The organism is Streptomyces caelestis (genome assembly GCF_001279005.1).
In the GTDB taxonomy this organism is placed as follows: Bacteria; Actinomycetota; Actinomycetes; order Streptomycetales; family Streptomycetaceae; genus Streptomyces; species Streptomyces heliomycini.
Window position 1 is genome coordinate 208,776 of record NZ_LGCN01000228.1, and the last position, 17,087, is coordinate 225,862.

General features: G+C 74.3%; 13 protein-coding genes, 2 tRNA genes and 1 pseudogene. 8 read left to right on the forward strand and 8 right to left on the reverse strand.

Going from position 1 to position 17,087, the window contains the following annotated elements; translation table 11 throughout:
* Nucleotides 1-26: 26 nt before the first annotated feature.
* The gene (locus tag ADK41_RS29630; protein WP_030820301.1) at nt 27-899 is read right to left on the reverse strand and encodes a bifunctional DNA primase/polymerase; all 873 of its coding nucleotides are present in this window, start codon (nt 897-899) and stop codon (nt 27-29) included.
* A 367-nt stretch (nt 900-1,266) separates the two neighbouring features.
* Here ADK41_RS29630 and ADK41_RS29635 point away from each other — a divergent pair, with 367 nt between their 5' ends.
* The 3 genes from ADK41_RS29635 (at nt 1,267) to ADK41_RS29645 (ending at nt 4,215) form a co-directional block, all read left to right on the forward strand.
* Entirely contained in the window at nt 1,267-1,590 is a 324-nt protein-coding gene (locus tag ADK41_RS29635) for a hypothetical protein (RefSeq protein ID WP_030820303.1), read from the forward strand.
* Nucleotides 1,591-1,867: 277 nt separating this feature from the next.
* Nucleotides 1,868-2,434 carry a SigE family RNA polymerase sigma factor gene (locus tag ADK41_RS29640; RefSeq protein WP_030820311.1) on the forward strand — a complete coding sequence of 189 codons (567 nt, stop codon included), beginning with the start codon at nt 1,868-1,870 and terminating at the stop codon, nt 2,432-2,434.
* Between the two features lie 137 nt (nt 2,435-2,571).
* Nucleotides 2,572-4,215 (forward strand): long-chain fatty acid--CoA ligase, encoded by a 1,644-nt coding sequence (locus ADK41_RS29645; RefSeq protein ID WP_037803533.1) that lies wholly within the window; start codon nt 2,572-2,574, stop codon nt 4,213-4,215.
* Between the two features lie 114 nt (nt 4,216-4,329).
* Here the strand turns inward: ADK41_RS29645 and ADK41_RS29650 are convergent, their stop codons facing one another.
* On the reverse strand, nt 4,330-5,568 hold the full coding sequence (locus ADK41_RS29650) for an MFS transporter (protein ID WP_030820315.1): 1,239 nt from the start codon (nt 5,566-5,568) through the stop codon (nt 4,330-4,332).
* A gap of 140 nt (nt 5,569-5,708) precedes the next feature.
* Here ADK41_RS29650 and ADK41_RS29655 point away from each other — a divergent pair, with 140 nt between their 5' ends.
* Complete coding sequence (locus ADK41_RS29655) at nt 5,709-6,287, forward strand: TetR family transcriptional regulator (protein ID WP_030820317.1); 579 nt, start codon at nt 5,709-5,711, stop codon at nt 6,285-6,287.
* Nucleotides 6,288-6,299: 12 nt separating this feature from the next.
* Here ADK41_RS29655 and ADK41_RS29660 read toward each other — a convergent pair whose 3' ends face one another.
* The gene (locus tag ADK41_RS29660; RefSeq protein ID WP_078661806.1) at nt 6,300-11,132 is read right to left on the reverse strand and encodes a PAS domain-containing protein; all 4,833 of its coding nucleotides are present in this window, start codon (nt 11,130-11,132) and stop codon (nt 6,300-6,302) included.
* A gap of 276 nt (nt 11,133-11,408) precedes the next feature.
* Nucleotides 11,409-11,880 (reverse strand): annotated as a pseudogene (locus ADK41_RS29665) (SSI family serine proteinase inhibitor).
* A gap of 194 nt (nt 11,881-12,074) precedes the next feature.
* Between ADK41_RS29665 and ADK41_RS29670 the strand changes: the two are divergent.
* Nucleotides 12,075-12,165: transfer RNA gene (locus ADK41_RS29670), tRNA-Ser, on the forward strand.
* A gap of 189 nt (nt 12,166-12,354) precedes the next feature.
* A tRNA-Arg gene (locus tag ADK41_RS29675) sits at nt 12,355-12,427 on the forward strand.
* Between the two features lie 73 nt (nt 12,428-12,500).
* Here ADK41_RS29675 and ADK41_RS29680 read toward each other — a convergent pair.
* The 4 genes from ADK41_RS29680 to ADK41_RS29695 form a co-directional block, all read right to left on the reverse strand.
* Nucleotides 12,501-13,889 carry an FAD-binding oxidoreductase gene (locus ADK41_RS29680; RefSeq protein ID WP_030820321.1) on the reverse strand — a complete coding sequence of 463 codons (1,389 nt, stop codon included), beginning with the start codon at nt 13,887-13,889 and terminating at the stop codon, nt 12,501-12,503.
* 158 nt (nt 13,890-14,047) lie between these two features.
* Nucleotides 14,048-14,509, reverse strand: coding sequence for a potassium channel family protein (locus ADK41_RS29685; protein WP_030820323.1), 462 nt, complete (start codon nt 14,507-14,509; stop codon nt 14,048-14,050).
* A 65-nt stretch (nt 14,510-14,574) separates the two neighbouring features.
* On the reverse strand, nt 14,575-15,006 hold the full coding sequence (locus ADK41_RS29690) for a DUF7144 family membrane protein (protein WP_030820325.1): 432 nt from the start codon (nt 15,004-15,006) through the stop codon (nt 14,575-14,577).
* 83 nt (nt 15,007-15,089) lie between these two features.
* Nucleotides 15,090-15,566 carry a MarR family winged helix-turn-helix transcriptional regulator gene (locus ADK41_RS29695; protein ID WP_030820328.1) on the reverse strand — a complete coding sequence of 159 codons (477 nt, stop codon included), beginning with the start codon at nt 15,564-15,566 and terminating at the stop codon, nt 15,090-15,092.
* A 95-nt stretch (nt 15,567-15,661) separates the two neighbouring features.
* Here ADK41_RS29695 and ADK41_RS29700 point away from each other — a divergent pair, with 95 nt between their 5' ends.
* Both ADK41_RS29700 and ADK41_RS29705 read left to right on the forward strand, forming a co-directional pair.
* On the forward strand, nt 15,662-16,063 hold the full coding sequence (locus tag ADK41_RS29700; RefSeq protein ID WP_030820330.1) for an HGxxPAAW family protein: 402 nt from the start codon (nt 15,662-15,664) through the stop codon (nt 16,061-16,063).
* Between the two features lie 41 nt (nt 16,064-16,104).
* Complete coding sequence (locus ADK41_RS29705; protein ID WP_030820332.1) at nt 16,105-16,977, forward strand: DUF2797 domain-containing protein; 873 nt, start codon at nt 16,105-16,107, stop codon at nt 16,975-16,977.
* Nucleotides 16,978-17,087 lie beyond the last annotated feature (110 nt).

Below are 17,087 nucleotides of genomic sequence, written 5' to 3' on the forward strand. Positions count from 1 at the left end.
ACGGGCGGCGGGTGGGAGGGAGGGGGTCAGGGGTGGTGCCCCGTCATCCGCGCCGCCGACGCGATCGTCGCGCGGGCTTCGTGTTCGGACAGGCCGGTGCTGAGGGCCGCGCCGACCAGGGGGTCCACCAGGGCCGGACCGATCCCCTCCTCGTAGGCACGGCAGGCCGCCCAGAACAGACGGGTGTTGCGCTGGCCCTCGTGCGCCGCGAGCACGAACTGGACGAGTCCCCGGCCATGCCCGCCGGTCGACGGGGGCGTCGGGTGGTGCGCGCGGGGCGGCGGGAGGAGCAGGCGCAGGAGGGCGGGCGGGCAGGGCGCCGGGGCCAGGCGCGCGGTGCCCGGAGCGGTGGTGTACGGGCCGCGGTCGGTGCGGGAACCGGGGCCGACGAGGTAGCCGCCGGCGCCCCGGATGTCGATGCCGGGGGCCAGGCGGCCCGCGGAGTTGGGGACGACGACGTCCGGCGGGCCGCTCAGCCACAGGTGGCGGCCGCCGCTCGGGGTCAGGACGATCACCGTGGCGGGGATCGTGAACAGGTGGCGCCGGGCCAGTTCGCGCAGGGCGGTGAACGGGTCCGTACCGGTCTTGATGTCCAGGTCGACGCCGATGAGGTGGTGCGGGGGCAGTCCGCAGGCGATGCCGTAACCGGTGGCGCGGGGTGCGGCGGCGAACAGTTCGCGGATGCGGGCGGGGTCGCTGGAGGCGTCGTGGACGCCGTGGCCGAAGCGGCCGCACTCGCCGTGACAGGGCGGACCCGCCGGCTCCGGGGTGTCGCGGTGCGGTGAGCGCAGGGCCGGGAGCTTCGTCCGGGACAGGGGGATGACGGCCAGACCGCGCGCGGCGGCTGACAGGGCGTGCGCGAGGGCCGGCGTCGTGGCCTGCCGGTCGGTGGTGGCCATGCCTCCATGTTCGTACGCACGTTCGAAGAAGGGAAGGGGGCGGGCTGCGACGGGCCGGGGCGGGGGCGTCGGCGGGAGAAGTGCGGAAGAAGTGGCGGAACGCTTCCCCTCTTGCGGGGAGCGGGGCGAGGGCTTCCCCCTCGAAGGGGAGGGGAGGCCAGGGGGCGTGCGGAGGTTTATCGCCTTGTCGTCACGCTTGCGTGCGAATGACGGCGTCCGGGGTGGTCCGCCGGGGATCCCCTGGGCAACCCTGATCTCGCGACGTCGTGCACAGCACCGGGGCGGGGGACGACTTCCCCGGTGACAGCCGTAGTTCACGCGCACACGGCCATGAGCCGGTGCGTCCTTGTTCTGGAGGGAACACACCATGGCAAGCATCCGTACCGCCCGCCTCGTCGCCGCTGTCTCCGCCCTTCCGCTCGCGGCCGCCCTCTTCACCGGCGTCGCGGCGGCGGACAGCGGCGCCCTGGCGGACGACGGAGCGAACGCGACGGCCACCAGCGCCGAGGTCGACGCCCTCGGCACCGGCGTCGGCGGTGACAACTTCGGCAACTCGGCCACCTCGCAGCAGCAGGCCACCGGACCCGGTGCCACGAACCAGAACAACACCGCCCAGGTCAACGGCTCCGCCTTCACGGCCGTCAACCAGGGCAACGACAACGTGGCGATCAGCTTCAGCCCGCTGTGGTGAGGCCGGCGTCCTGACCGTGCGGGTGTGCTTCGTGGGGTGCGGGGCGGCCGGGCGGGGGTGCTTCGGTGCCGCCGCCCGGCCGCCCCGGGAGGCGGGCGCCGGCGGTCCGGGAGGTACGGGAGGTCCGGGCTTCTCTCAGGGGCCGACCCGCAGTCCCCCTCATCCGCTCGTCCACCTCCAGGAGGTGGAGCGGGCCCCACCCCTACAACCTGAGGGGGACGTGCCTTCGGGACCTGCGGGCGATCCGTCGGACCGGCCCCGCTCATAGCGTTGAGCCATGACCACACCCGTCTGCACCAGTGCTTCGAAAGCCGCGGCCCCGGCGACAGCGGCGCAGACCCTCCCGTACCCGTCGTTCTCGTCGTACATGAGGGCTCGCCAGCCGGTGCTCCTGCGTACCGCCCGGTCGCTGACCGGGAATCCGAGCGACGCGGAGGACCTGCTGCAGACCGCGCTCACCAAGACGTACGTCGCCTGGGAGCGCATAGAGGACCACCGGGCGCTCGACGGCTACGTGCGCCGGGCGCTGCTGAACACGCGCACCTCGCAGTGGCGCAAGCGCAAGGTCGACGAGTTCGTCTGCGACGAGCTGCCCGAGCCCGACCCGGCGCCCGGCGGTGACGACCCGGCCGAGCGGCAGGCGCTGCGCGACGCGATGTGGCGGGCGATCATGCGGCTGCCCGCGCGGCAGCGGGCGATGGTCGTGCTGCGGTACTACGAGGACCTCAGCGAGGTCCAGACGGCCGAGGTGCTCGGCGTCTCGGTGGGCACGGTGAAGTCGGCCGTGTCGAGGGCGCTCGGCAAGCTCCGCGAGGACGCCGAACTGGGGCTCGTCCGCGGCTGAGACGCGCCGGCCCTCCGGCACGGAGTGATCGATCATTCGCTCCCCTAGTGACATACCGCGCGGTATGTGCGCAGAATCAGCGCAACCCGTACCGCCGCGCAGGCAATGTCGCCCAGGAGGACGCCGTGCTGAGCACCATGCAGGACGTACCGCTGCTGATCTCGAGGATCCTGACCCACGGGTCGACGATCCACGGCGCCTCACAGGTGACCACCTGGACCGGCGAGGGCGAACCGCACCGCCGTTCCTACGCGGAGATCGGCGCCCGGGCGGCCCAGCTGGCCCACGCCCTGCGCGACGACCTCGGCGTCACCGGCGACGACCGGGTCGCCACCCTCATGTGGAACAACGCCGAGCACGTCGAGGCGTACTTCGCGATCCCCTCCATGGGCGCCGTCCTCCACACCCTGAACCTCCGCCTCCCGGCCGAGCAGCTCGCGTGGATCGTCAACCACGCCGCGGACCGGGTGGTCATCGTCAACGGTTCGCTCATCCCCCTGCTCGCCCCGCTGCTGCCGCACCTGAAGACGGTCGAGCACGTGGTCGTCTCCGGACCCGGCGACCGTTCCGCGCTGGCGGACGCCACCGCGCGGGTGCACGAGTACGAGGACCTGCTCGCCGGGCAGCCCGTCGCCTACGACTGGCCGGAGCTGGACGAGCGCGCCGCCGCCGCCATGTGCTACACCTCCGGCACCACCGGCGACCCCAAGGGCGTGGTCTACAGCCACCGTTCGATCTACCTGCACTCCATGCAGGTCAACATGACGGAGTCGATGGGCCTGACCGACCAGGACACCTCGCTGGTCGTCGTCCCGCAGTTCCACGTCAACGCCTGGGGCCTGCCGCACGCCACCTTCATGACCGGCGTCAACATGCTGATGCCGGACCGCTTCCTGCAGCCCGCCCCGCTCGCCGAGATGATCGAGGGCGAGAGGCCGACCCACGCCGCCGCCGTCCCCACCATCTGGCAGGGCCTGCTCGCCGAGCTGACCGCCAGGCCCCGGGACGTCTCCTCCCTCACCCAGGTCACCATCGGCGGCTCCGCCTGTCCGCCCTCCCTGATGGAGGCGTTCGACCGGCTGGGCATGCGGGTCTGCCACGCCTGGGGCATGACGGAGACCTCCCCGCTCGGCACCGTCGCCCGTCCACCGGCCCACGCCGTGGGCACCGAGGAGGAGTTCGCCTACCGGCTGACCCAGGGCCGCTTCCCGACCGGCGTCGAGGCCCGTCTCACCGGCCCCGGCGGCGAACGCCTCCCCTGGGACGGCGAGTCCGCCGGCGAGCTGGAGGTCCGCGGCAACTGGATCGCCGGCGCCTACTACAACGGCCCCGAAGCGGAGCCCCTGCGCCCGGCCGACAAGTTCAGCGAGGACGGCTGGCTGAAGACGGGCGACGTCGGGACGATCTCCCCCGACGGCTTCCTCACCCTCACCGACCGCGCCAAGGACGTCATCAAGTCCGGCGGCGAGTGGATCTCCTCGGTCGAGCTGGAGAACGCGCTGATGGCCCATCCGGACGTCGCCGAGGCCGCCGTCGTCGCCGTCCCGGACGACAAGTGGGGCGAGCGCCCGCTGGCCACGGTCGTCCTCAAGGAGGGCTCCACCGCCGACTTCACCACCCTGCGCGCCTTCCTCCAGGAAGAGGGGAGGATCGCCAAGTGGCAGCTCCCGGAGCGCTGGACGGTGATCGCGTCGGTGCCGAAGACCAGCGTCGGAAAGTTCGACAAGAAGGTGCTGCGCAGGCAGTACGCCGAGGGGGAGCTGGACGTCACCCGGCTCTGACACCGGCGTGCGCCGGACGGTGGGCGGACCGCGCCGCGCACCGTCCGGCGGCGTGCGGCTCCGGCGCCGGGTGCGCCGGCGGCGGATGCCCCGGTCCTGCGGCGGCGACGGCCGTCACCGCCGCCCCCGCCGCCCCGCCGTGCTCCCCCAGCCCAGCGCCAGCCAGACCGCCGCCACCGCCGACACCCCGCCCCAGCCGAAGTGGGTGAAGGCGGTGCCCGCGAGGGCCGAGGCGGTGGCGCCGCCGGCGAAGCCGGAGACGACGTAGGCGGTGTTGGCGACGGCCGGGCTGGAGGTGGTGGTCAGGGCGAGGGTCTGGTTGGCGACGTGGGAGGCGACCAGGGCCGCGTGGATCGCGACCGCGGCGACGAACAGCGACTGGACGACCTGCCCGCCCAGCCAGAACAGCGGTACGGAGACGGCCGCGAGCAGATACGCCCCCCGTACGACCCGGGCGGCGCCGAAACGGTCGACCAGCCCGCCCGCCAGCGGTGCCACCGCGCTCGCCGCGAGCCCGAAGAGGCCGAACAGCCCGGCGGTGGCGGTGGACAGACCATAGGCCGGGCCCGTCAGCAGCAGGGCGAGTGAGGTCCACAGCGCGCTCCACGCGCCGAACATCCCCGCCTGGCGCACCGACGCGCGCCACAGGTCCGGCGAGCGGCGCAGCAGTCCGGGCAGCGCGGCGAGGCCGCCGAACAGCGCGCCGTCGCGGCGGCGCCGTCCGGACGGCAGGACGAGGGCGGTGGCGACGCCCAGGGCGAGCGTGAGGACGGCCGCGCCCGCGAACACCCACCGCCAGCCGAAGGCCTGCCCGGCGAGGCCGCCGAGGACCCGGGCGGCGACGATGCCGGTGAACAGGCCGGCGATCACGGCGGCGACGTGACGGGCGCGGCGGGCGGCGGGTGCGCGTTCGGCGACCAGCGGGACCAGCAGCTGCGGTACGACGGTCCCGGCCGAGGCGACGAACACGGCGGCCGCCAGTGCGCCGGTGCCCGGGGCGACGGCACTGGCGATCAGGGCGGCGGTGGTGACCAGGGTGAGGACGGTGACCAGCCGGCGCCGGTCGGCGGTGTCGCCGAGCGGGGCGAAGAAGAGCAGTCCGACGGCGTATCCGAGCTGGGCGACCGAGGCGATCCAGGCCACGGCCGACGGTGTGGAACCGAAGTCGCGGGCGATCAGGGAGAGCAGGGGCGCGGCGAGGTAGATGTTGGCGGCCGTGACCGCGGTGCAGACGGCGATGAGCGTGAGGAACGCGCCGGAGCCGCGGGACGGACCCGGACCCGGTTCGGGAGCGGCGAGCGGTGGCCTGCGGGCCTGCCGGCCGGTGTCGGTGGCGCTGGGCACTGAGGACATGAGGGGGACGTCCCTTCGGGTCTGCTTCGAGTCCGCTCCAACAACCAACTGGTTGGTTGGATGATCGGGGAACAGTCTGCGTCCGTGCCGGATTCCCTGTCAACCAAACGGTTGGTTACAAGTGGCGTTACTCTGTCCCCATGGCAGTCAGGGACCCCGAGGCCACCAAGGCCCGGATCTTCGAGGCGGCGGTCACCGAGTTCGCCCGCCACGGCATCGCCGGCGCCCGCATCGACCGCATCGCGGCCGAGGCGAAGGCCAACAAGCAGCTGATCTACGCCTACTTCGGCAACAAGGCGGAGCTGTTCGCGATCGTCCTCGAGCGGAAGATGCTGGACCTCGCCGAGTCCGTACCCGTCGACCCGGACGACATCGAGAGCTGGGTCGACCGGCTGATGGACTACCACGCCGCCCACCCCGAACTGCTGCGCCTGCTCTTCTGGGAGGGCCTGGAGTACGGCACCGGCGAGCTGCCCCACGAGGGCGAACGCCAGGAGCACTACGTCCGCAAGGTCGCCCTGATCCGGGACGGCCAGGAGCGCGGAGTCGTCACCGACGCCATCCCGGCCGGCGACCTGCTGTTCCTGCTGACCGCGCTGGCCAACTGGACGGCCGTCGTCCCGCAGATGCGCCGCGTCCTGGTCGGCGAGGAGGCCGGCGACCGCGCCCGGCTGCGCGCGTCCGTGAAGGAGGCGGCCCGCCGCCTGGTCGCCCGCTGACGGCGGCGCGGGTCAGTTGGTCCCGATCCGCGACAGCAGGTCGACGATCCCTTCCTGCACCTCTTCGCTGGTGGACCGCTCCGCCAGGAACAGCACCGTCTCGCCGGAGGCCAGCCGCGGCAGGTCCGCCTGGCCGATGGCGGCCGTGTAGACGACGAGCGGGGTGCGGTTGAGCTGTCCGTTCGCCCGCAGCCAGTCGACGATCCCGGCGGCCCCGGCCTGGCGCCGGTGCACCTGCATCAGGTCCATCACCACCAGGTTCGGCCGGAACTGCCCCGCCAGCGCCACCGCGTCGGCGTCGCTCGCGGCCCGCGCGACCTGCATCCCGCGCCGCTCCAGCGTCCCGGTGAGCGCCAGCGCGATCTCCGCGTGCTCCTCGATCAGCAGCACGCGCGGGGGGTGCTGATCGCTGTCGCGCGGCGCGAGCGCCTTCAGCAGCACGGCGGGGTCGGCGCCGTACGCGGCGTCGCGCGAGGCCTGTCCGAGCCCGGCCGTGACCAGCACCGGCACCTCGGCGGCCACCGCCGCCTGCCGCAGCGACTGCAAGGCCGTACGGGTGATCGGCCCGGTCAGCGGGTCCACGAACAGCGCGGCGGGGAACGCCGCGATCTGCGCGTCGACCTCCTCGCGCGAGTGCACGATCACCGGCCGGTAGCCGCGGTCGCTCAGCGCCTGCTGCGTGGTGACGTCCGGCGCGGGCCACACCAGCAGCCGGCGCGGGTTGTCCAGCGGCTCCGGCGGCAGCTCGTCGTCCATCGGCTGCGGACGCGGCGGGTCCGCCACCTCGACGGCCCCGCCCGGACCGTCCAGCGGCTCGGGCCCCTCGGCGGCGTCCGCGTCGGGCGCCCCTATGGCGTACGACCGTCCGGTGCCCTCGGTCGTCGGCGCGAGCCGGGACTGCGCCGGCGCGTGCGCGTGGGCGGGTGCGGGCTCGGTCGGCGGGTGCGGGCGCGCGTTCTGCTCCGTGCCCGCGGCCGGGTCGGGGCGCGTGCCGAGCTTGCGGCGGCGGCCGGATCCGCCCGGCTGGTGCGGGGGAGGCGTGGCCGACGGCAGCGGCTGCTGCACCTGGGCGGCCTGCCGGTTGAACGGCACGCCCTGCCCCAGCGTCCGCACGCTGATCGCCCGCCCCTGCGTGGAGTTCGGGTCGACCGGCGCCGCGGCCTCCGCGGGCAACGGCTGAGCGGCCCGCTGCACCGGCGCGCCCTCGGGCGGCAACGGGGTACCGGCGGCGGGCGTCGGCTGCGCCGGGCTCACGGCCGTACCGGCACCGGGGGCGTCACCGGCGGCGGGCCACTGCTGCGGGGCGGGGGCGCCGTCGGCCGCGGCCTCGGCGGGAAGCGGCTGCGCGGCGGGAAGCGGCTGCGCAGCCTCTCCCCGCGCGGGCACGGGAGCGCCCTGCGGCGGTACGGGAGCCGCGGGGACGGCCGCCCCTTGTGCGGGTACCGGTGCGCCGGGCGCCGGGGGTGCGGTGCTGTGCGGCGGGACGGGAGCGCCCTGCGGCGGTACGGGGGCCGCTTGCGGCGGGACGGCCGCGCCCTGTGCCGGGGCGGGGACCCCTTGCGGGGGAACGGCCGCGCCTTGCGCGGGGACAGGGGCGCCCTGCGGGGGGACGGCCGCACCTTGCGCGGGGACGGGAACCCCTTGCGGGGGAAGGGCCGGAGCCTGTGCGGGCACGGGAGCGCCCGGGACCGCAGCGCCGTGTGCCGGTACGGCAGTCCCCTGCGGGGGGACGGCCGCCCCTTGTGCGGGTACCGGTGCGCCGGGCGCCGGGGGTGCGGTGTTGTGCGGCGGGACGGGAGCGCCCTGCGGTGGTACGGGGGCCGCTTGCGGGGGAACGGCCGCGCCCTGTGCCGGGACGGGAACCCCTTGCGGGGGAAGGGCCGCACCCTGTGCGGGCACGGGAGTCGTTTGCGGGGGAACGGCCGCGCCCTGTGCCGGAACGGGAGCCCCCTGCGGCGGGGCGGCCGCGCCCTGTGCGGGGACGGGAGCCCCCTGCGGCGCAGGGGAAGTGCCCTGTGCCGGGATCGCAGCGTCCTGGACCGGACCGACCGCGCCCTGCGCGGGCACGGGAGCCCCCTGCGGCGGGGCGGCCGCACCCTGTGCGGGGACGGGAGCCCCCTGCGGCGGAACCGGAGCCCCCTGCGCGGGCGCCGCCCCCCACGGCGCCGGAGCGCCCGGAGCCTGGACGGTCGCCGCCTGCACGGCCGGAGCGGAAACCTCGGCGGGGATGCCGTCGGGCTCCGTCGGCCGGGCGACGGCCCGCCGCCGGCGGCCCGTCGGCGCGCTGGTGGGATGCGGCTGCGGCGGAGTGTGGTCGTCGGCCTGGCCGAGCGGAGCGGCGTCATGGCGGCCGTCGTCGAACCCGGCCTCCCCGTCGACCCCGGCCTGTCCGGCGGTCCCGGTCCGTCCGGCCGCCCCGGCCTGTGGCGTCTGTCCGGCCTGCTGTTCCTGGTCCGCCTCGGCCGGTGGCAGGGCGAACACCGTACGGGGCGCGGCCTCCTGCGCCGCCGCCCGCTCGGTGGCGGCGGCCAGCGCCCGCCGGCGCCGTCCCGTCGGCTGCGACTGACCCGAAGCCTGAGCCGGAACGTGCACCGCGACCCCGGCCTGGGGCGCGTCGGCCGCCTCGTTCCCGCCGGACGGCGCGGGCAGTGCCGGCGGCAGCGCGTGCTGTTCGCCCTCTTCGCCGGACCCGTGCCGGGCACTCCGTCCGGCCGGCACCGGCACCCCCTGCGGCGGTACGGTCCCGCCCAGCCCCGTGTTCGACGCGGCGGCCCCCGCCGCGTGCTCGGCGGCGGTGACGACGGCGCCCTCGGACACCCCGGACACCCCGGACACCCCGGCCGCCCCGGCGAGCTCGACCTCGGCGCCCACCGCGGCCGACGCGTTCTCGGCCGGCCGGCCACGCCGCCGCCCGGTACCGCTGGACGCCGGCTGCGTCGCCTGCGCCGGAAGCTGTGCCTGCGCGGGCTCGTCGTCGTCGGCGGCGGCCGCCCGACGCCTGCGCCGGCCGGTGGGCGTGGACTCGGCACCGGAGCCGTCCTCCGCGCCCGGCGCCTCGATCTCCAGGAAGGCGTCCGTGGACGCGCGCCGCGCCCGGCGCCGCCCGCCACCGGAGGCCGGCTCGACGGGAGCGGTCTCCTCGGCCGGGACCGCCGTGTGCGGAACGGCGGCCGCGACGGACCCCGCCCCTCCCCCGATCGGCACCTCGAGGACGAACGCGCTGCCGCTCGTCCCGGGCACCTCGTGGGTCTGCAGCACACCGCCGTGCGCCCGGACGATCCCGCGCACGATCGGCTCGTGCACCGGGTCGCCGCCGCCGTACGGTCCGCGCACCTCGATGCGGACGACCTCGCCGCGCTGCGCCGCCGCGACCACGACCGTGTTGTCCAGGTAACCGCCGGCCGCCACGGGCGTGTTGCCGGTCGCGTCGACGCCCGCGACGTTCGCGACGAGGTGTGCGAGGGCGGTCGCGAGCAGCCGCGGGTCGACCTCGGCCTCGATGGGCGGCGCGTGCACGGCGAACTGCACCCGTCCGGGGCCGACGAGTTCCACGGCGCCGTCGACCCCGGCGCCGACGACGGCGTCGAGCATCACCTTCGTACGGACGACCTGCTCGCTCCCGGCGTCGAGCCGCTGGTAGCCGAGGACGTTGTCGATGAGGGTCGTGATCCGGGCGTAGCCGGCCGACAGGTGGTGGAGCACCTGGTTGGCCTCGGGCCACAGCTGCCCGGCGTCGTCGGCGGCCAGCGCGGACAGCTCGCGGCGCAGTTCGTCCAGCGGGCCCCGCAGGGACCGCCCGAGCAGGGTGAGCAGCTGGTCGTGCCGCGCGGCGAGGGCCTCGTAGCGGTCCTTCTCCCGCTCGCCGAGCGCGGCGTACCGCTCCTCGTTCGCGGCGAGTTCCTCCGCGTGCTGCTCGCGCAGCTCCTCCAGCTCGGTGACGTGGCCCTGGCGCAGGGCGGTGAGTTCGGAGGCGTGTTCCTCGGCGAGCCGCTCCAGCTCCTCGGCGTGCTCCCGCTCGGCCTTCTCCTTCTCCTCGGCGAGCGCGTCGTAGGGCCGGCGGTCGAGGAATGTCATGACGGCGCCGACGAGCTGGTCGCCGTCGCGCACCGGCGCGGTCGTCAGGTCGACCGGCAGTTGGTCGCCGTTCTTGGCGTACAGCACCTGACCGCGCACCCGGTGCTTGCGCCCGGAGCGCAGGGTGTCGGCGAGCGGGGACTCGTCGTACGGGAAGGGGGAGCCGTCGGCGCGCGAGTGCAGGACGAGCGTGTGCAGTTCGCGTCCGCCGAGTTCGCCGGCCCGGTAGCCCAGTATCTGGGCGGCGGCCGGGTTGACGAGGACGATCCGCCCGTCGGTGTCGGTCCCGACGACGCCCTCGGAGGCGGCGCGCAGGATCATCTCGGTCTGCCGCTGCGAACGCGCGAGCTCGGCCTCGGTGTCGACGGTGCCGGAGAGGTCGCGGACGACGAGCATCAGCAGCTCGTCGCCGGTGTAGCCGGAACTGTCGTACGCCTGCTGGCCGTTCTCCAGATTCGCACTGGTGACCTCGACCGGGAACTCGGTCCCGTCGGTCCGCCGGGCGACCATCCGCGTCGGCTTGGTGCGCGCCCGGGGATCGATGTGGTCGGGCCGCCGCATGGACCCCGGGATGAGCTTGGAGTCGAACTGCGGCAGCAGATCCAGCAGCCCCCGTCCCACCAGTGCCGTGCCGGGGGTCTCGAAGGCCTCCAGGGCGATGGCGTTGGCGTTGACGATCGTCCCGTTGGCGTTGACCAGCACCAGGGCGTCCGGAAGCGCGTCCAGTATGGCTGCGAGGCGAGCAGTGCCTCGGGATGGCCTGCTGCTCACGAGACGCTTCCTCCCTGTTACCGCGACGTGCCGACCGCTCGGGCCATCTTGCCAACCTGCCCGCAGCGTGTCACGCGAGGGAGTCTAAGGGCTGGGGTTGCGCTCGCGACGCCGGATGGGACGGAAGTCGCACGGGAAAGTGACGGCGGTGTGACGCCCGGTAGGCCCGGAACCCGGGACTGCCTGCGCCGACGCGCCACGAACCTTCGCGGGACCTTTACGCCCCCTGTGCCCCGACTCGCCACCGCGCGCCCCCCCCGCCGCTCCCGGTCACCCTCACGCGCGCCCCGCGGCGCGCGCTTCGGGCAGCAGCGGCACCAGCCGGTCCCGGCGGGCGCTCTCGCATCCGTTCGTACGGGTGCGGGTCGCGTCGACGGGACGGCCGGCCCAGGTGCCGGTGACGCGGGCGGTGGCGGGCCCGCCGTACCGCAGGGTGCGGACGGCGTCCCGCGGCGCCGGGGCGAAGGCGTTCCGCCCCCCGGGTGTTCCGCTCGACGGCCGCACAGGCCCCGGCGGGGTCGGGCCGGCACCGCACCTCGTACGTCCCGTCCGCCCCGCCGCCCGCGTCGCGCACGGTGACGGTGAGGCGGTCACCGGGCCCGGGCGCGTCCCGTGCGTACGCCGCCGGGGGCGCGGTGGACAGCGAGGCGAGCGCGGCGACGGAGGCGGCGGAGGCGGCGCCGCCGACGACGAGCCGCCGCAGCCCGGGGCGGACGGGGCCGATGGCCCGGGGGGCGACCTTGGGCATGGCCTTCGACATGGCCTGTCCAACGAGCCACCGCGCGGGACGTCGCGCCACGCCGACGCGGCGACGGGAAGTGCTTTGCCCTGCGGGCTCCCCGCCTAGTACCGTGGGTGGCGATTGGTGACACCCCACGCGGGTGTGTCATCATCGGCACGCACCGAATCCGCTCGCGCTCACGCGCGGAAGGTTCTGTGCATGGAGGCGTCGCCTAGTCCGGTCTATGGCGCCGCACTGCTAATGCGGTTTGGGTCTTAAAGCCCATCGAGGGTTCAAATCCCTCCGCCTCCGCCTCATCACGAAGCCCCGGCCCCTGTGGCCGGGGCTTCGTCGTTGTCGCCTCGCGGATTCCGCGTTTGCGCAGGTCGCAAGGGGTGGGCCGAACGGATTTCACATGACGGCGGCAGTCATGTAATGTTCTTCCTGTCGCCGCGAGCGGGCCGAAAGGGCCGGGAAGCGGCGAGAAAACTGAAGAGACAAGCACTCGTAGCTTAACGGATAGAGCATCTGACTACGGATCAGAAGGTTGCAGGTTCGAATCCTGCCGAGTGCACAGTGAGCCGGAGGCCCCGTGGAGTGATCCACGGGGCCTCCGGCGTTCGTCGTGACGGCGACCACCGGCCGGCTCAGGCCGCGGACGGCGGGATGTTCTGGTTGGCGTGGAAGAAGTTGTCCGGGTCGTAGGCGCGTTTGACCGCGGTCAGCCGGTCGTAGTTGTCGCGGTAGGTGGAGCGGACGCGCTCGGGGCCCTCCGCCTCGCCGAGGAAGTTGACGTACGAGCCGCCCATGGAGTGCGGGTGCAGGTCGGTCCAGTAGTCGACGCACCACTGCCGGACCCGATCGGCGTTGGCCGGGTCGGGGTCGATGCCCGCGATGACGCCGGACCACGTCGCGTCCCGGTAGGCCCAGGCCGTCTCGCCGGGGGCGACCCGGTGGGCCGCTCCGTCCACGGGATACAGGTGCATCGTCGACAGGGCGGTGGGGAGGGCCTGGCCGTACCTCTCGTGCACCGCGACGGCGTCGTCGGGGACGCCGTCGAAGAAGTCGCCGCGCCAGTACCACTGCAGCCCTTTGGGGACCAGTTCGTCGAACATGGTCTGCAGGGCGGGATAGGGCATCGGCGTGGCGAAGTGGAAGGCCGGCGGGGCCGGGTCGTTGACCACGGACAGCGTGTCCTCCAGGCGGCCGGTCTCCGGGTCGCCGGTGTGGCACCAGATCACGGCGCACATCTTCTGCCCGTGGAGCGGTTCCGGGAAGGGCGGCCCGGGCGGGACGGTCATGAGCGCGAAGAACCCGCTGAGTTCCTCCGGCGCGGCGGGCAGGAACTCCCGGTACCAGCGCAGCACCTCCGGCGTGCGGTCGACCGGCCACACGGTCGCCGCGACCCCGACCGTGTCCACCGGGTGCAGCCGGTAGGTGAACGACGTGACCACGCCGAAGTTGCCGCCACCGCCCCGCAGCGCCCACAGCAGGTCCGGGTGCTCCTTCTCGGAGACGGTGACGGCGCTGCCGTCGGCCAGGACGACGTCCGCGGCGACCAGGCTGTCGGCCGTCAGACCGTACGCGCGGGTCAGGTGGCCGTGCCCGCCGCCCAGGGTGAGCCCGCCGATCCCCGTGGTCGAGTTGATCCCGGAGGGCACGCCGAGTCCGAAGGCGTGGGTCTCGTGGTCCAGGTCGCCCAGCAGGCTGCCCCCGCCCGCCTGCGCGGTCCCGGCCTCAGGGTCGACCCGCACCCACCGCATGGGGGAGAGGTCCAGGGTGAGCCCGTCGTCGACCAGGCACAGGCCCGGTCCGCTGTGCCCGCCGCCGCGCACCGCGAGGTCGACCCCGGTCTCCCGGGCGAAGGCGACGGTGGTCCGTACGTCCGCCGTGCCCGTGCACCGGGCGATGGCGGCCGGACGCCGGTCGATCATGGCGTTGTAGATGCTGCGGGCCTCGTCGTAATCGGTGTCCTGCGGTGTGACGACACGTCCCCGCAGGGCCGTGCGGAAGTTGTCGAGAGCAGTCGCGTCCATGCCGCTCATGAGCGGACACCCCTTGCGAAGGATTGCGGAGCCGGACGGCCGCGGTGGACGGAAGCGGCGGATCGGCCGGCGTTCGTCCGGGGCCCGGGGAGCGAATCCCCACTCCATTAAGTGTGATGCACATCACAGGGTTGTGCGATGTGGGGAAGTCAGTCCGGAGGGCCGGGGTCTCCGTGACGGCGGAGCATGGTGCGGAGGTAGCTGCTCAGGGCGGTGGCCGCCGCCGTGAGGAAGATGAAGGTGTAGAGGATCTGCAGGATGGTCACCAGGCGGGCCGCCTCGCCGTGCGGGGTGATGTCGCCGTAACCGATGGTCGCGAGGGTGACCAGCGTGAAGTACAGGGCGTCAAGGCGGGTGTCGAGGCCGACGAGTTCACCGGGACGCTGGGCCAGGGCCAGGTAGGTGGTCGCGAAGACCAGGATGGACAGGGTCATCAGCAGGGGGATGACCAGTCCCGGGCGGATGTTCGGGATTCCGAGCAGGACGTGGACCACCTGCCTCAGCAGCAGGACGGCCACCAGCACCAGGGCGAGGACGAAGAGGGTCCAGCTCAGGACCGGCCGGTGCGGGCCCAGGCCGTCCAGGGGCAGGAGGAAGTAGGCGGTGACCATCACCACCGCGCCCCCCGCCCCGGCCAGCCCGGGCCAGAAGGCCCTCCAGTCCGCGAACGGGCGCTCTACGCCCGGGACTCGCGGCGTGGTGCGCACAGGGCCCAGATGATGAAGCCGTCGATGATGATGAGGGCGACCGCCCAGACCGGCGCGTGGGGCAGCCACACGAAGTTGGCGACCATGCTGAGCCCGGCCAGCGCGATGCCCACCACGCGGGCCCAGGTGGCCCCGGTGAACAGGGCGAGACCGGCGACGGTCACCAGGGCGCCGAGGATCAGGTGGATCCAGCCCCAGCCGGTCAGGCTGAACTCGTAGGTGAAGTTCTGGGTGGTGACGAAGACGTCGTCCTGGGCGATGGCGGCGATGCCCTGGAAGATCGCCATGATGCCGCCGAACGTCATCAGGACCGCCGCCGCCGCCGTCCAACTCGTGGCCCAAGGGCTTTTCGCCTCCCACCCGGCCTGGTGGTGGCGCGTGCCGCTGACATTGCTCGCCATGTGTCCGACCTTTCGGCTGTCCCCGAGCGTTACGGCCCCTCAACCAGGCTTGCACTCCGGCCCGCACTCGGCACCTCGGTGTCTCAGTCGGTGCGGCAGTGCTCCTCCAGGTAGTCGGCCGCGACCGTGTTCGCGCGGCGGAACCAGTCGTGGAGCACGGCGATCTCCTCCGGGGTGTAGTCGGCGAAGAGCTCGTTGACGCGGGCGTAGTAGGGGTCGTAGATCTCGCGCGTGCGGGCCAGGGCGTCCGGCAGCGCTTCCACGCGGACGCGGCGGCGGTCCGCGGGGTCGGGGCGGCGGGTGATGTAGCCCGCGCGTTCCAGGCGGTTGAGGATCCCGGTCATCGCGCCCGTCGTGACGTGGACGCGGTCCGCCAGCTCGCCGGCCGTGAGCAAGTCCTCGCCGGCCTCGATGACGAAGGCGAAACAGGTCAGGTCGGTGACGTTCAGACCGGCCTGCTGGGCGATCTCGTGCCGGCCCACCAGGTGGGTCGCGACGAGCCGGTCCATCGCCCGCAGCGCCTGCTCCGGCGTGGCGGGCCGGTGCGGCTTGGCTTGCATTCCGGTTTCCTCGTTTCTCTTAGATTGTGAGGGGCTTCATGATAAATCTCTTACGACATGAGAGATTCTGGCGTCGGTGGCGGAGGGGTGGACACGTGAGCGCGCATTCATATGACCACGGGCACACGGTTGCGGGGTGGACGGGTTTCGGGATCGCCGGGGCCGGTGCCGCGGTCGTGGGGTTCGGGATCGTCACGGTGTCCGGACCGCTGCTGGTGGGCGGGGCGTCGATCGCGCTCGCGGGCCTCGTCGTCACCTGGGTGCTGCACCTCGCCGGGTGGGGCAAGCCGCCGGGGCCCCGGCCGAGGGAGCAGTGGGGGTGGCGGGTGCGGGACCTGAGCGCCCGGCAGGGGCACGCGGAGTGCCTGGGCTGCCGGCTGGCGGGCCGGGGGCGGGGCGGGGTGCGGGCGGCGGCCGGGCCGGTCGTCGTACCCGCGGCGCGCGGTGGCGCACCGGACGCGCGGCCTTCCGTGGGGGCGGGGCGGACCGACGGCTGAACCACGGCCGTTGTCGGTGGTGCCCCCTAGTCTCGGCAGAGATGGCACAGGCGTGGAGATGCTCGGGGCTGCGGTGGTCGGCGGACGGTCCCGTGCTGGCGTGGGAGGGCGGCCGGCGCTCCGTGCTGACCCGGGGGAAACGGGTGGCCTTCGGGGTCGGGGAAGGGGGAGGGCGGACATGCGTGGGGGCACGGGGGAACGCGTGTCCGCTCGGGGCGGCGGTCCCGGGGCGGAGCACGGGGGCGCGCTGTGAGGAGTGCGCCCGGCTGGACCGGGCGCACTCGGTGGCCGCCGACACCCTCGCGGACGATCCGCGGCCCTACCGCGTGTACCTGGCGTGGTTCGGGCCCGGGATGGCCAAGGTCGGGATCACCGCCGTGCGGCGCGGGCCGGCGCGGCTGCTGGAGCAGGGTGCGGTCTGCTTCAGCTGGCTGGGGACCGGGCCGCTGATGGCGGCGCGGCGCACCGAGGAACTGCTGCGCGCCGCGCTCCGCGTGCCCGACCGGATCCCCTACGCCGACAAGCGGGCGGTGCGGGCGGTCCTCCCGGCGGGGGAGGGGGACCGGGCGGCCGAGATCGCCGGGTTGCACGCGCGGGCGGTCGCCCTGGACGGGTGGCCGGAGTCGCTCGCCCGTGAGCCGTTCCGGCCGGTCGACCACGTCGGGGTGTTCGGGCTGGCGGGGGTGCCGGCCGCCGTGGGAGAGGTGAGCGAGCTGGTCGCCGGGGGCGCGGTGAGCGGGGAGCTGGTGGCCGCCGCCGGTCCGGATCTGCATCTGGCGACGGGGAGGGGGGTCGTGGTGCTGGACACCCGGCTGCTGACCGGATGGGGACTGCTCCCGGCCGGGGGGCGGGAGTCCGCGGTGCCGGTCAGGGCGGTCAGGGAGCGGGCGGCGGCGCAGGAGGGGCTGTTCTGACCCGGGGCCGTTCGTGGAAGAACCGGCGCGGGCCGCCGGCTAGGTCGTCGTGGACATCGAGGCGCCAGGCGGCCAGGTGACCGGCGTTCATGGCCACGGCGATCACCCCG

What these genes read in the sequence shown, in the direction of transcription:
- ADK41_RS29635 (WP_030820303.1), top strand. Translation starts at nt 1,267, where the DNA reads ATGGCAAGCATCCGTACCGCCCGCCTCGTCGCCGCTGTCTCCGCCCTT.
- ADK41_RS29655 (WP_030820317.1), top strand. Translation starts at nt 5,709, where the DNA reads ATGGCAGTCAGGGACCCCGAGGCCACCAAGGCCCGGATCTTCGAGGCG.
- ADK41_RS29640 (WP_030820311.1), top strand. Translation starts at nt 1,868, where the DNA reads ATGACCACACCCGTCTGCACCAGTGCTTCGAAAGCCGCGGCCCCGGCG.
- ADK41_RS29690 (WP_030820325.1), bottom strand. Translation starts at nt 15,006, where the DNA reads ATGGCGAGCAATGTCAGCGGCACGCGCCACCACCAGGCCGGGTGGGAG.
- ADK41_RS29685 (WP_030820323.1), bottom strand. Translation starts at nt 14,509, where the DNA reads ATGGTCACCGCCTACTTCCTCCTGCCCCTGGACGGCCTGGGCCCGCAC.
- ADK41_RS29680 (WP_030820321.1), bottom strand. Translation starts at nt 13,889, where the DNA reads ATGGACGCGACTGCTCTCGACAACTTCCGCACGGCCCTGCGGGGACGT.
- ADK41_RS29630 (WP_030820301.1), bottom strand. Translation starts at nt 899, where the DNA reads ATGGCCACCACCGACCGGCAGGCCACGACGCCGGCCCTCGCGCACGCC.
- ADK41_RS29695 (WP_030820328.1), bottom strand. Translation starts at nt 15,566, where the DNA reads ATGCAAGCCAAGCCGCACCGGCCCGCCACGCCGGAGCAGGCGCTGCGG.
- ADK41_RS29705 (WP_030820332.1), top strand. Translation starts at nt 16,105, where the DNA reads ATGGCACAGGCGTGGAGATGCTCGGGGCTGCGGTGGTCGGCGGACGGT.
- ADK41_RS29645 (WP_037803533.1), top strand. Translation starts at nt 2,572, where the DNA reads ATGCAGGACGTACCGCTGCTGATCTCGAGGATCCTGACCCACGGGTCG.
- ADK41_RS29650 (WP_030820315.1), bottom strand. Translation starts at nt 5,568, where the DNA reads ATGTCCTCAGTGCCCAGCGCCACCGACACCGGCCGGCAGGCCCGCAGG.